Genomic DNA, 12,543 nt, shown 5'->3' on the forward strand with positions numbered 1-12,543 from the left:
AACTACTGATCACTGACCACTAATCACTGATCACTGGTTTCCGGAGGATTAGACACACGATGGCAGTTCCGATCTCCCAGATGTGGACGGTTGCAAGCTACGTGCTGAAGAAGCGCTTCAGCGGGCAGAAGCGTTACCCGCTCGTGCTCATGCTTGAGCCGCTCTTCCGCTGCAACCTGGCCTGCGCCGGCTGCGGCAAGGTGCAGTATCCGCCGCACGTGCTCAAGCGCATGCTCAGCCCCGAGGAGTGCTTTGCTGCCGTCGAAGAGGCTGGCGCGCCTATGGTGTCCATCCCCGGCGGCGAGCCGCTGCTTCACCCGCAGATCGTCGAGATCGTCAACGGCCTCATCGCGCGGAAGAAGTACATCTACCTGTGCACCAACGCGCTCGAACTGAAGCGGCGCATCCACGAGTTCACTCCCTCCAAGTACCTCACGTTCTCGGTCCACCTCGACGGCCAGCGCGACCACCACGACTTCTCCGTCTGCCGCGAAGGCGGATGGGACCTCGCAGTCGACGGCATCAAGGAAGCGGTGAAGCGCGGCTTCCGCGTCACCACCAACGCCACCTTCTTCGACGGCACCGACCCCAACAGCGTCCGCGCCTTCTTCGACGAAGTCATGGACATGGGCGTCGAAGGCGTCGTCCTCTCGCCCGGCTACAGCTATGAGAAGGCGCCCGATCAGAAACACTTCATGGGCCGCGCCCGCGTCCGCCGCCTCTTCCGCGCCATCCTGTCGAACCGCAAGCCGAACTGGAAATTCAACATGTCGCCCCTCTTCCTCGAGTTCCTCATGGGCGACCGCAAGTACGAGTGCACCCCATGGGGCTCACCCGCCTACAACATCTTCGGATGGCAGCGCCCCTGCTATCTCCTTCAGGACGGCTACGCCGACAGCTTCAAGGAACTGATGGAGACGACGAAGTGGGAGGAGTACGGGGTCGCCAGCGGCAATCCCAAGTGCGCTAACTGCATGGTGAGCTGCGGCTATGAGCCAACGGCGGTCATCGAGGGCTTCGGTAGCCTGAAGGGCTTCTGGGGCATGGTCCGCGGCACGTTCTCAAAATACAAGGATCCGCACGCGCAGAAGCTCCTGGCCGAATGGAAGACCGAGCCCCACGCGCCACTGGTCCAGATCGAAACCACAAATCGCTCTCTCGAAGAAACCAACGCATAAGGTAGGCCGGGCTTTCAAGCCCGGCATTTCGACAGGGCACAAATCCGCTGGGCTTTAGCCCCTGAGGTATTAGGCCTCACCGGCCACGAACCACGGGAAAGGGCACGACCTGACTCTAGCCCGACACGAGCACCGCTAACCCCGCTAGCTCCGCTAGCACCGCTTGGTACCCATGACCGCAGAAGTCCAGAAATACACACTCGAACAGATTGAAGCCCTCGAAGTCGCTCCCGGCTTCGAGCATGAAAAGCTCGAAGGCTGGGTGCCCTCGCTCGCCAGCGATGAAGAAGTCCGCGACGCGCTCGAGAAAGCATTCGACTACCGCGGCGATGTGACCATCACCACCAAATCGGGAGACAAGATCGAAGCCTACGTCTTCAATCGCCAGACCGGCGCCACGCTCCAGGACTCCTTCATCACCTACTTCGCGCCCAACGTCAACGGCAAGCTCAAAATGAGCTACGCCGAAATCGCACGCCTCGAATTCAGTGGCAAAGATCGCGCAGCCGGCAAGCACTGGGAAGACTGGGTCAAGGCCTACAACGAACGCAAGGCCGCCGGCGAAAAAGACATCGCCCTCCATCCCGACAAACTGGAGTAAGCGAAGTGACAGGCAAGGTGCAGAGTTGCGGGTGTATCGCTCTCCCGGTGGAACTCCAGGCGAAGACCGGCTTATATCCCGGCGCCACTTTTGCCATTGAGTCCACGGGCCGCGATGGTCTGTTGATTCGCACCCTTGAGGCAGGTAAGCCCGCTCAGCATGTCTCAGGCGCTACGTGTGGAGTATCTCAGCCCGAGTAGATCAGGCGTGCGCCACCACCTCGCCTTCGATAACTCCCGCCTCTGAGCCATCATCATCGAGGCAACGCGCGACATATAGCGCCTTAGCTGGAGACGAGTCGATCGCCGGTCTCTGAGGCCGCTCCCCGGGCCCGTCCGCTCCAACGAGTCCATCGAGCATAGACGATCATCACCACCGCAGCTACCAGCGCATAGCAGGCAATCGCCGGAATCGCGTGTGTTGCACGAACATATTGCCCTGACAACAGTAGGGCGAGCCCGGCATGGCGATTCGTGTTTGAAATCGCGAAGGTCTCCTGGATGACTGGATCCTTCAATCGCATCAGCCACACGGCAAGCATGCATCCCAATGCCAGCAGGAGCGCCACAACCGGAACCATCGGACTGGTCTGCATCAGTTCCGGCTCCAGCTTCCACAAAATCAGCACCAGAAACGCGGTGAGCAGCACGTTTCCCAGCATGTTCAGCGGCGCCTGGATCTTCTGAGCCACGCGCGGAGCGAGCCTTGCCACAACCATTCCCGCTGCCAGCGGTATGAGCTGTTTCTCCAGGATCTGCCAAAGCATTGCCGTGGGTGGAACCCAGATCACTCGGTGGTATAACCGCCCGGCCACAAACACGATCAGGGGAATCATGATCGGGATCATCAGCGCCGCCCAAAGCTGATAAGTCGCCGCCAGGTGCATGTCGAAGCCTTTGCGGGCGAGATTGCGCGTCAGCAGCGGTGCGCCGGGCGCTGCCCCCACAAGGAAGATTCCCGCCAGTTCGCCTCGCCCCAGTCCGAAGACATGCCCCAACGCTAGAGCAAGAAACGCCGGAATGATGAATGTGGCAAGCAGTAGCCGCAGCCATGCCAGCCAGGTCAATCGGCGGATCGTCGCGGCCAGTTCCTTCAGATCGAGGCTCAAGCCCACAGAGATCATCAGGATTGCGACGACAATCAGGATCAGGATGCTCATCAGTTGATTCCCGGATAAGGCTCGCGCCCTGCGCGATCACTAAAGGAGACCATCGCCCATTCCGAACTGAACAACGACTGGCAACTCGGGCAGAGGGGATTTTGCGCTGTCCTCGGCCACTCCCTCGCGCACAGCTAATGCGTCATCGTCTGCAGCTTCTCGGCAAGCTCATGTGCCCATGCGCCCACCACGTTCCAATCCCGCGCGTCGCTTGCCGGAATCTTCTTGAGTGTCCAATTGAATGGGAATTGCAATTTCGTCGGGTCCCACTTGCCGCCCACAACCTTGCGCGCCACGGGATGCAGCCACGGCACCCGCGCCAGCTCTCGATCCAATTGCTCCTCGGCTGACTGGAACTGCTTCTCCTGCGCCTCCACGGGCCCGGGTACCAGCAACGCGACCGGTACTCGCGAGAGCTCGTCATGCCACACGGCAAGAAAGTGCCGCGCCTCCTTGTGCAGCTTGCCGATGTAGAGCGCCGCGGCCACCACCACGGCCGAATACGGCCGCAGCTCCTTCACTTCGCCCACCGGCCGCACTTCGGCGTGAACGCCATCGCGTTCCAGGCACTCCGCCAGCTTCCGCGCCGTCTCGGCCGTCGAACCATATCGGGTGGCATAGGCCACCAGAACCCTTGCCTCCATGGCCCCTCCTCCGTGTAACGCGGAAGCGTAGCGCGAAGCCCGCCGCCTACGCTGTGACGGCGCATACGTCCAATCCAGCTCCGCCCACTGGCCGGCGGTACTCCATCCGACCGACCGTTTAGACTGAAGACTCTCGGTTTATGCGGATCTTCGTTACAGGCGCTACTGGATTCGTCGGCCACCACGTGGCCCGTGCTCTCGCGGATCAGGGCGCCGATCTGCGCCTGCTCGTCCGCAAAAGCAGCAATCTTGCCAATCTCGAAGGCATCAAGGGCGATACCCGCGTTGGCGACCTGGCCGATCCGGAATCCCTGCGCGTTTCGCTCGCCGGTTGCGATGCCGTGGTGCACGTAGCCGCCGACTATCGCCTCTGGATTCCGAACCCTGCCGACATGTACCGCGCCAACGTCGATGGCACCCGCGAGCTCCTCCGCATGGCCCGCGAGGCCGGCGTCCGCCGCGTCGTCTACACCTCCAGCGTCGCCACCATGGGCTTCCGCACTGACGGCATCGTCATCAACGAGGACTCGCCCGTCTCCATCGGCGACATGGTCGGCCACTATAAGCGCTCCAAGTTCCTCGCCGAGCAGGAGGCGATCAAGGCAGCCGAAGCCGGCCAGCAGGTCATGGTGCTCAATCCGACCACCCCCATCGGTCCCAACGACGCCAAGCCCACTCCCACCGGCCGCATCTTCGTCGACTTCCTCAACCGCAAGTTCCCCGCCTACATGGACACCGGCCTGAACCTCGTCGACGTCCGCGAGGTCGCCCGCACACACGTCCTCGCGCTGACCACCGGCACGCCCGGCCGGCGCTACATTCTCGGCGGCGAGAACCTCACCCTCAAGCAGATCCTCGACAAGATGGCGGCAATCACCGGCATTCCATCCCCGCGCACCAAAATCCCGTTCGGCGTCGCCGCCACGTACGCTTTTTTCGAAGAACTGATCACAGGCAAGATCCGCGGCAAAGAACCCCGCGCTACTCTGGAAGAGGTCCGCATGGGCCGCAAGAAGATGTTCGCCTCAAGCGCCCGCGCCCAGCAGGAACTGGGATTCAAGATTCTGCCGGTCTACCCGGCCATGCGCGCGGCCATCGAGTGGTTCCGTGCGCATGAGTATGCGCCGTAAGCACAGCGGAAGGGCTGCATGAGTCGAACTAACAAGGATTCAGCCGCGAATACGAGACGAGATATTGAGGTCAGGCTAGTAGGGGATGCGTTTGACATTCTCCTCAGGGGAGAGATGATCCACACGCAGATCTCTGAGCGTACGCTCAACGATATCCTGTGCGTCAGATGGGGCTACTGTGGCTCCGAATTCGAGGAGATTCTGCGGGAGGTTCGCTCTGTTGGCCGAAAGATTATCCTGTTCTAGAAACGTGGATCTTCGCCAGTCGGATCCTTGGAGTCCGGTGTTGAGCAAAGGCCAAATCCCCGCATGACCCGCGTCGCCATCATCGCCGCTCTTCCCGGTGAGCTCAAGCCTTTGGTCCAAGGCTGGCCGCACTCCACGCGCAACGGCATCGACTTCTGGGCCCAGCGAGACGAGGAAGAAGAGTGGATTGCAGCCTGCGCCGGCGCCGGCCAGGCCGCCGCCACCCGTGCCTTCGGCGCCCTTGAAGAAGGCGGACCCATCGACCTCGTCTTTTCGGTAGGTTGGGCGGGCGCCCTGCGGCCCGAGATTGTCGCGGGCACGGCTCACAATATGGCCGGCGTTTACGATGTACGCACCGGCGAGCGCTTCAACTGCGACGCCGATGCAGGCCCCCTATGGCTTGCGACCAGTCCAGTTGTCGCCAATGAAACAGAAAAACTTAGGCTCGCGTCGGCCTATAAAGCCGCTCTCGTCGACATGGAAGCCGCCGCCATCGCCCGCCTCGCCGCGATGCGCGAGATCCCGTTTTACTGCATCAAGGGCGTCAGCGATACCCTGAACGCCCACCTGCCTGACCTGAACCCCTTCATCGCGCCCGACGGCAAGTTCCGCATGGGCAGTTTCATCCTTTTTGCCGCGATCCGGCCCTGGTACTGGCCTGCGCTCATCCGGATGGGCGAAAATAGTAGAAAGGCTGCCGCTTCCATCGCCCAGTCGCTGCTCGAGTTTCTCGATGCAGGAGGTCACGTCAGGAACCCGAATGGCTACCCAAATCTCAAGCCCTGAGCTCAGCATTCCCCGCCAGCTCCCAGCCACCATGCGCGCTGTAGTCTATCGCGGAATCAATGACATGCGCATCGAAACGGTGCCCGTTCCCGAAATCGGCGCCGGCGAGCTGCTGGTCAAGATCGCAACCTGCGGCATCTGCGGCACCGACCTCAAAAAGGTCCACTACGGCTCGCACTCCGCCCCACGCATCTTCGGCCACGAAATGTCCGGCATTGTCGTCGCACGCGGTGAAGGCGTGACGAAGTTCGAACTCGGCGAGCGCGTCGTCGTGCATCATCATGTGCCCTGCTACGAGTGCTATTACTGCCGCAAGGGAACCCCCGCCCAGTGCCCGCTCTACAAGAAGACCGGTGTTACAGCGGGGTTCGAGCCCTCCGGCGGCGGCTTCGCCGAGTACATCCGCGTAATGGACTTCGTGGTGAACAACGGCGGCGTCGTGAAGATCCCCGACGGTGTCCCCTTCGAACAAGCCGCGTTCGTTGAGCCCGTAAACACCGTGCTCAAGGGCGTCAAGATGCTCGACCTCAGGTCCGATGACACCGTTCTCGTCATCGGACAGGGCCCAATCGGCCTAATGCACGCAGCCCTTTGCCTGCGCACCGGCGCCAAGGTGCTCACCTCCGATCTCTATCCCGAGCGCCACGCCATCGCGGCACGCTTCGGCCTCAAGCATCCCATCGATGCAGGCAAGGAAAACGTCGTTGAGCGCGTGTTTGCCGAGAGCGAAGGCCGCGGCGCTGATGCCGTGATTCTCGCCGTCGGCGGCAAGGCGCTCATCAAGACCGCCATGGACGCCTGCCGGCCCGGCGGTAAGGTAATGCTTTTCGCCCAGACCCAGCACGAGGAAGCCATCTTCGATCCCGGCGCCGTCTGCATGGACGAGAAGACCCTGATGGGCTCCTACTCGTCTTCCTTCGACATTCTCGACGAAGTCACGGATCTGGTCTTCAACGGCTACCGCAACGGCTTCGACCTTACGCAGCTCATCTCACACCGCTTCCAGACCGAAGACGCGGTCGCAGGAATCGACATTGCCTCCCACCCCAAGGCCGATTCGATGAAGATTATGATCGAACCGGTGCTCGGCGCGGGAGCACAGTAACGGGAGGAAGGATGCCAGGCACCGTAAAAGCCGCAATCCTCCGCGGCCGCCAGACGGTTGAATCCGTCGTCGAAGGCGGCCGGAAGAAGGTCGAAGACGTCGTCGAAGGAGGCCTCAACACCGTTGAATCAGTCGTCGAGGCCGGCCTCAACACCGTTGAGACTGTCGTTATTGAAGGCCGCAAGAAGGTCGAATCCGCCGTCAGCCTGGGCCGCAAGACGGTCGAACATGCCATTGGGCGCAACACCATGCGCGCCGCCGTCCTTCACGGGCGCGAAGACATACGCATTGAAAGCGTGCCCATTCCGCAGGCCGACCCTGGCGAGATCATCGTCCAGGTGGGTGCAGCTCTAACCTGCGGCACAGACCTGAAGGTATTCCGCCGCGGCTATCACGCGCGCATGATCGTGCCTCCTGCGCTCTTCGGGCACGAACTCGCCGGCACAGTAGTCGAAGCCGGCAAAGGTGTAGAGGACTTTGCGCCCGGCGATCGCGTCGTTGCGCTTAATTCCGCCCCGTGCGGTAACTGCTACTTCTGCAAGCGGGACCAGGAAAACCTTTGCGATGATCTGCTCTTCAACAATGGAGCCTACGCCGAGTACATCCGCATCCCGTCTCGCATCGTCGCCAAAAACACGCTGCGCATTCCCGATCACGTTCCCCTCGAGCATGCCGCGCTCACCGAGCCGCTGGCCTGCGCCGTGCACGGCTTTGAGGATTCCCGCCCCCGCCGCGGTGACACCGTCGCGGTAATCGGCGGCGGCCCGCTCGGACTGATGATCCTCCACGTAGCCGCCCTCGCCGGATGCGAAGTAATCGCCATCGTCCGTCACGACGGCCAGGCGGAAGCCGCCAAGCAACTCGGCGCAGCGCACATCGTGCAGACGCGCAGCATCCGCCAGGCCATCCAGATGACCCGCGCACTTACTCACGATCGCGGCGTCGACATCGCCATTGAAGCGGTGGGCGTGCCCGAAGCGTGGCAGGAAGCCGTAGAGCTTGTGCGCAAAGGCGGCACTGTGAATTTCTTCGGCGGATGCGCTGTCGGCACGCACGTCTCGCTAGACACCAACAGGCTCCACTACAACGACATCACGCTGCGCGCCACGTTCCACCACACCCCGGCCATCTGCCGGCAGGCGCTCGATCTCATCGCCAGTGGCCGCTTCCAGGCCGGAGCCTTCATCACCGGCCGCGCGCATCTCTACGAGCTCAACCGCGTCTTTGAGAAGCTGATGAACCGCAGCCACGAAATCAAGACCGCCATCGTCCCGTAACCCGGCTCGCTGACATGCTGACTCGCTAAAATATGCCTATGGACACTGCTGCCCAACACGATGAGCTGATCGCCCGCGGTTGGGCTGCGCTGCCTCCTGCATATCGCATCCCCGATGTTGCGCCCACACTCGACGAAGCGCGCGCCTACTGCAAGAACCTCGCGGAATCGCACTACGAGAACTTCCATGTAGCGTCGTGGTTTCTGCCCAAGGCCCTGCGCCCGCACTTCCACGCCATCTACGCGTACTGCCGCATCTCTGACGACCTCGGCGATGAAGTACCCGATCGCGCCGCGGCCCTGGCACTCCTCGATCTCTGGGGCCAGGAGCTCGATGCCTGCTACGAAGGCCGCGCTCGCCACCCGGTATTCGTAGCTCTGGCCGAGACAATCCGTGCGTGCAGTATTCCCAAGAAGCCCTTCGCCGATCTGCTAGTCGCCTTCCGTCAGGATCAGACCGTCACGCGTTTCGCCAGCATAAATGAAGTGCTCGCCTACTGCGAGTACTCGGCAAATCCCGTGGGCCACTTGGTGCTGTATGCGTGCGGCGAAGTGACTCCCGAGACGCAGGAAGAAAAATTCCGTCTGTCCGACGCAACCTGCACCGCCTTGCAACTCGCGAACTTCTGGCAAGACGTGCGCAGCGACTACCAAATACGCAGCCGCGTGTATCTTCCGCAGGATGACATGCAGCGCTTTGGCGTGACCGATGCGACGATCGCCGCCGGCGTGGCCACGCCCCAATTCCGCGAACTCCTTACGCACGAAGTCGACTACGCGCGCAGCCTCTTCGAACAGGGCCTTCCGCTCATCGGTATGGTCGACCGCGAACTCGCCGTAGATCTCGATCTGTTCAGCCGCGGCGGACTTGAGATCCTGCGCGCCATCGAGCAGCGCGACTATGACGTGCTGAGCGCGCGCCCCTCCATCAGCAAAGCCTCAAAGCTGCAGCTCGCGTTGCGCGCAATCACGGGCAAATTCCTGCCATTCTTGCGTTTGGGGAAGGCAGCGTGAGTACGGCCGTGGTATCCGCTGAGCCCGGCATCGATCAGTCCTATGCGGTTTGCCGCGACATCGCCAAGCGCGAGGCGAAGAATTTCTATTACGCCTTCGTGGCGCTACCCGAGGCGCGGCGCAACGCCATCTGCGCTATTTACGCCTACATGCGTAAGGCTGACGACCTGGCCGATGACGAGAGTCTTTCGCGCGAAGAGCGCATGCGGCAGCTCGATGCATGGCGCACGGAATGGCACGCCGTCAGCCGCGGCGCCGGCACGAGTGATCCCGTCTTTGTTGCCACCCGCGATGCCGTGCAGCGTTTCCGGATCCCGCTCTCCCTGCTCGACGAACTTGTCGCTGGCACCACGATGGACCTGGAGCACGCTGCTACAGACCATCCCGACACGTACGCCACGTTCGATGATCTTTATCGCTACTGCTATCTCGTCGCATCGGTCGTAGGCCTGGTCTGCATCCGCATATTCGGCTACTCCGATCCTGCGGCGGAAAAGCTCGCGGAAGAAACCGGCATCGCCTTCCAGTTGACCAACATTCTCCGTGACGTCGCAGAGGATACCGAACGCAACCGCGTCTACCTTCCGCTCGAGGATCTGGCCGCGCACAACATCTCGCTTGACTCGCTGCTGAAGCGCAACGCGGGCTCTCCTCCGAGCGCGAACGAGCGCGCTCTCCTTGCCGACATCGCCGCGCGTGCCGAGAAATACTACGCGTCCGCGAAGAAGCTACTGCCGCTCATCGACCCCGAGAGCCGTCCAGCGCTTTGGGTGCTTGTTCGCATCTATCACCGGCTGCTCATCCGCATTCGTCGCGCGGACTACGATGTGTTCTCGCGCCGAGCCAGCGTGCCCACGTTCATCAAACTCGAGATCCTCGCCGTCGGCATGCTGCGCATGGGCTGGGCGCGCCTCACGGGCTAACGCTGTAATCAAGGCTCCCGCATCAGCGCGGCACGGACTGCGAAAATGTGAAAGGGCACGAGTTTACTCGTGCCGTAACGCGCATTAGAAATAGCTGGGGCTTTAGCCCCTGAGGGACTTCTTGCTCGATGCGGATCAAAAGGGAAGTGTAGCGGTCATCGGCGCAGGCGTCGCCGGAATGGCCGCTGCCTGCTCGCTTGCCGAGGCTGGCTATCGCGTCACACTGATCGAACGCCGCGGCTATCTCGGCGGCCGCGCTTCCTCATATCTCCACCCCGGCGTTAACGAGGTCATCGACAACTGCCAGCACGTGCTCTTCGGCTGCTGCACAAATCTCATCGGCTTCTATCAGCGCATCGGCGTTGCCGACAAGATTCACTGGACGCAGCACATGACCATGATCGAGCCAGGCGGACGGCAGTCGCGTCTTGGTCCGTCGAAGCTGCCGTTGCCCGCGCCGCTGCATGGCGCCCTAAGCTTCCTGCGCGCAGATGCCTTCACGCTCGCCGACAAGATCGCCCTGGGCCGCGCCTTCTCAGCCATGATGCGTCCCGACGCCCAGCATGAAGATAACGAATCGCTGGCCGATTGGCTCCGTCGTCACAAGCAGACCGCCGGCGCAATCAATCGCTTCTGGCGCCTCGTGATCGCCAGCGCGCTCAATGCCGAGCTCGAACACATTGCCGTGAAATATGCGGCGAAGGTCATCCGCGAGCTCTTCATGAACTCCGCATGGGCCGGCGCGATGGGCATGGGCAGCGTGCCGCTGAGCGAACTGTATGCAGGTGCGGAGCGCTACCTTACCGAGCGTGGCTCACAAATCATCTACAACACCAACGTCGAATCGCTCGCCTGGAATGAATCGACACACAAGTGGACGGTCCTCACGCGAACCGGCGACATACTCGCGGACTATGTCGTCGTGGCCCTGCCGTTCGAGGCCTTCGGCAAGCTGCTGCCCAACATGCCCGCCGCACCGGAAGCAACAGCCCTGCAACAGCAAATCACGCAGCACGAGCACTGGCCCATCTGCAGCGTGCACCTATGGTTCGATCGCCAGATCACTGATCTCGATCACGCCGTGATGCTCGACCGCGAGATTCACTGGATGTACAACAAGGGAAAGATGCAGCCCTGGCGCAACGTCAAAGGCAGCTACGTTGAACTGGTGCAGAGCGCATCACGCGCATTTGCCGCGCTCCCTCGCGAGCAGGCCATCCAGCAGGCCCTCCAAGAACTGAAGGAGTTCTTCCCCGCAGTACGCAACGCCAAGGTGGAGAAGGTTGCCCTGATCAAGGAAGTGCGAGCCACATTCGGCGTTCCGCCCGGCATCGATACGGCGCGGCCGGGCGCGCAGTCTCCCTGGCCAAATCTATTTCTGGCTGGCGACTGGATCCAGACCGGCTGGCCGTCCACGATGGAGAGCGCCGCCCGCTCCGGCCACATCGCCGCCGAAGCCCTCACCACGACCGCAGGTAACGCGCAGAGCTTCCTTATTCCCGACCTGCAACCCCGCGGCCTGATGCGTTTTATCTAGCTCCGCCAGCTACGCTAACCCGCTAGCTCCGCTGCAATTCAATGCGCCAGCAGATACACCCCAATACACACAAAAACCGCCGATGCCCACCGCCGCTTGTCGACATTTTCCTTCAGGAAGATCTTCCCCGCCACCGCGTTCGTCACCAGTGTGAGCGACGCCGAAGCGGGCGCCACCAGGCTCAGGTTCAGATGATTCAGCGCCAACAGAAGCGAGAAAAACGCCAGCGCCAGGAACGTTACGCCGGCGAAGAACAGCGGGCAGGTGACCACAGCCTTGATCGCACCCTTCATCCCTGAATGCGCGCGAATATCATCGAGATCGCCGATCGACTTCATCGCCGCAGCCGTCAGCACTTCGCCCGTGGTGGACAGCAGCACCACCGCAGCGATCATGCCGGCAGCGGCCCACGGCCCTGTCCCAGTTGGAGACGCAAGCATCATCGGGTAGCCTCCTCTTCCACTGCTGCGGCGGGCTGCGCCGCCGGGCGCTCCGTCACCGCCGGCCCCTGCGCGACGAACCCGACACCGACCGTGATGAGAATGACGCCTGCCCACCGCTGCCACGACACCGACTCATGCAGCCAGAACTTCGCGAACAGCGCGACGATCACGTTTCCGAACGCCGTCGCCGGGAGTACGAATGTTAGATCGGCCCATGAAAGAGCCGTGAGATAGCTCGCGAAGAATCCGATCAGCAACACAATGCCGATGGCGATCCACGGTGTGAACACCGCCGCGATCAGCGTCCCGGGATGCGCCAGTGTGATCGGCGCCAGATGTGTCATGCCGCGCGACAGGCAGGTGTCGCCCAGCGGCGCGCTCAGCGCGACGAGGCCCAGGATCATCCATTGATTCGGAGTAAGGCGATGTTGCGCCATGTGCAGTGCGGCCCTCAGCCGCAAATGAAAGAAGGGCGGACGCAGTGCGCCGCCCTTCGCGTTG

General features: G+C 62.1%; 13 protein-coding genes. 9 read left to right on the forward strand and 4 right to left on the reverse strand.

Translation table 11 applies throughout. The annotated features are described in order from the left end of the window. Positions 1-59 precede the first annotated feature (59 nt). Positions 60-1,178: an adenosyl-hopene transferase HpnH gene (hpnH, locus tag MOP44_RS14995; protein ID WP_260790832.1), complete on the forward strand. Its 1,119-nt coding sequence runs from the start codon at positions 60-62 to the stop codon at positions 1,176-1,178. A 172-nt stretch (positions 1,179-1,350) separates the two neighbouring features. Continuing rightward, positions 1,351-1,779: a hypothetical protein gene (locus MOP44_RS15000; protein WP_260790834.1), complete on the forward strand. Its 429-nt coding sequence runs from the start codon at positions 1,351-1,353 to the stop codon at positions 1,777-1,779. A 283-nt stretch (positions 1,780-2,062) separates the two neighbouring features. On the opposite strand, the gene MOP44_RS15005 is transcribed toward MOP44_RS15000, so the two are convergent. Beyond that, the gene (locus MOP44_RS15005) at positions 2,063-2,938 is read right to left on the reverse strand and encodes a bile acid:sodium symporter family protein (protein WP_260790836.1); all 876 of its coding nucleotides are present in this window, start codon (positions 2,936-2,938) and stop codon (positions 2,063-2,065) included. A gap of 134 nt (positions 2,939-3,072) precedes the next feature. Beyond that, complete coding sequence (locus MOP44_RS15010; protein WP_260790838.1) at positions 3,073-3,582, reverse strand: flavodoxin domain-containing protein; 510 nt, start codon at positions 3,580-3,582, stop codon at positions 3,073-3,075. Positions 3,583-3,722: 140 nt separating this feature from the next. Between MOP44_RS15010 and hpnA the strand changes: the two genes are divergently transcribed. From hpnA to hpnE, 7 genes are all read left to right on the forward strand, one after another. Next, the gene (gene hpnA, locus MOP44_RS15015) at positions 3,723-4,712 is read left to right on the forward strand and encodes a hopanoid-associated sugar epimerase (protein ID WP_260790840.1); all 990 of its coding nucleotides are present in this window, start codon (positions 3,723-3,725) and stop codon (positions 4,710-4,712) included. Between the two features lie 309 nt (positions 4,713-5,021). Next, entirely contained in the window at positions 5,022-5,744 is a 723-nt protein-coding gene (locus tag MOP44_RS15020) for a phosphorylase family protein (RefSeq protein ID WP_260790842.1), read from the forward strand. Further along, complete coding sequence (locus MOP44_RS15025; protein ID WP_260790844.1) at positions 5,719-6,849, forward strand: zinc-dependent dehydrogenase; 1,131 nt, start codon at positions 5,719-5,721, stop codon at positions 6,847-6,849. Before MOP44_RS15020 ends, MOP44_RS15025 begins: the two co-directional genes overlap by 26 nt. A gap of 11 nt (positions 6,850-6,860) precedes the next feature. Then, positions 6,861-8,126, forward strand: coding sequence for a zinc-dependent alcohol dehydrogenase (locus MOP44_RS15030; RefSeq protein WP_313901009.1), 1,266 nt, complete (start codon positions 6,861-6,863; stop codon positions 8,124-8,126). Between the two features lie 38 nt (positions 8,127-8,164). Beyond that, positions 8,165-9,139 carry a squalene synthase HpnC gene (gene hpnC / locus MOP44_RS15035; protein ID WP_260790845.1) on the forward strand — a complete coding sequence of 325 codons (975 nt, stop codon included), beginning with the start codon at positions 8,165-8,167 and terminating at the stop codon, positions 9,137-9,139. Continuing rightward, the gene (locus tag MOP44_RS15040) at positions 9,136-10,062 is read left to right on the forward strand and encodes a phytoene/squalene synthase family protein (protein WP_260790847.1); all 927 of its coding nucleotides are present in this window, start codon (positions 9,136-9,138) and stop codon (positions 10,060-10,062) included. Before hpnC ends, MOP44_RS15040 begins: the two co-directional genes overlap by 4 nt. A 121-nt stretch (positions 10,063-10,183) precedes the next feature. Next, positions 10,184-11,599, forward strand: coding sequence for a hydroxysqualene dehydroxylase HpnE (gene hpnE / locus MOP44_RS15045; protein WP_260790848.1), 1,416 nt, complete (start codon positions 10,184-10,186; stop codon positions 11,597-11,599). A gap of 38 nt (positions 11,600-11,637) precedes the next feature. On the opposite strand, the gene MOP44_RS15050 is transcribed toward hpnE, so the two are convergent. Both MOP44_RS15050 and MOP44_RS15055 read right to left on the reverse strand, forming a co-directional pair. Continuing rightward, positions 11,638-12,042: an EamA family transporter gene (locus MOP44_RS15050; protein ID WP_313901010.1), complete on the reverse strand. Its 405-nt coding sequence runs from the start codon at positions 12,040-12,042 to the stop codon at positions 11,638-11,640. Beyond that, positions 12,039-12,479: a DMT family transporter gene (locus tag MOP44_RS15055; protein WP_260790849.1), complete on the reverse strand. Its 441-nt coding sequence runs from the start codon at positions 12,477-12,479 to the stop codon at positions 12,039-12,041. Before MOP44_RS15055 ends, MOP44_RS15050 begins: the two co-directional genes overlap by 4 nt. Positions 12,480-12,543 lie beyond the last annotated feature (64 nt).

Origin of the sequence: Occallatibacter riparius (genome assembly GCF_025264625.1) — a bacterium.
GTDB classification, from domain to species: domain Bacteria; phylum Acidobacteriota; class Terriglobia; order Terriglobales; family Acidobacteriaceae; genus Telmatobacter; species Telmatobacter riparius.

Coding starts and splice junctions, on each gene's coding strand:
- MOP44_RS15025 (WP_260790844.1), top strand. CDS start 5,719: ATGGCTACCCAAATCTCAAGCCCTGAGCTCAGCATTCCCCGCCAGCTC.
- hpnC (WP_260790845.1), top strand. CDS start 8,165: ATGGACACTGCTGCCCAACACGATGAGCTGATCGCCCGCGGTTGGGCT.
- MOP44_RS15050 (WP_313901010.1), bottom strand. CDS start 12,042: ATGATGCTTGCGTCTCCAACTGGGACAGGGCCGTGGGCCGCTGCCGGC.
- hpnH (WP_260790832.1), top strand. CDS start 60: ATGGCAGTTCCGATCTCCCAGATGTGGACGGTTGCAAGCTACGTGCTG.
- MOP44_RS15030 (WP_313901009.1), top strand. CDS start 6,861: ATGCCAGGCACCGTAAAAGCCGCAATCCTCCGCGGCCGCCAGACGGTT.
- MOP44_RS15055 (WP_260790849.1), bottom strand. CDS start 12,479: ATGGCGCAACATCGCCTTACTCCGAATCAATGGATGATCCTGGGCCTC.
- MOP44_RS15010 (WP_260790838.1), bottom strand. CDS start 3,582: ATGGAGGCAAGGGTTCTGGTGGCCTATGCCACCCGATATGGTTCGACG.
- MOP44_RS15000 (WP_260790834.1), top strand. CDS start 1,351: ATGACCGCAGAAGTCCAGAAATACACACTCGAACAGATTGAAGCCCTC.
- hpnA (WP_260790840.1), top strand. CDS start 3,723: ATGCGGATCTTCGTTACAGGCGCTACTGGATTCGTCGGCCACCACGTG.
- MOP44_RS15005 (WP_260790836.1), bottom strand. CDS start 2,938: ATGAGCATCCTGATCCTGATTGTCGTCGCAATCCTGATGATCTCTGTG.
- MOP44_RS15020 (WP_260790842.1), top strand. CDS start 5,022: ATGACCCGCGTCGCCATCATCGCCGCTCTTCCCGGTGAGCTCAAGCCT.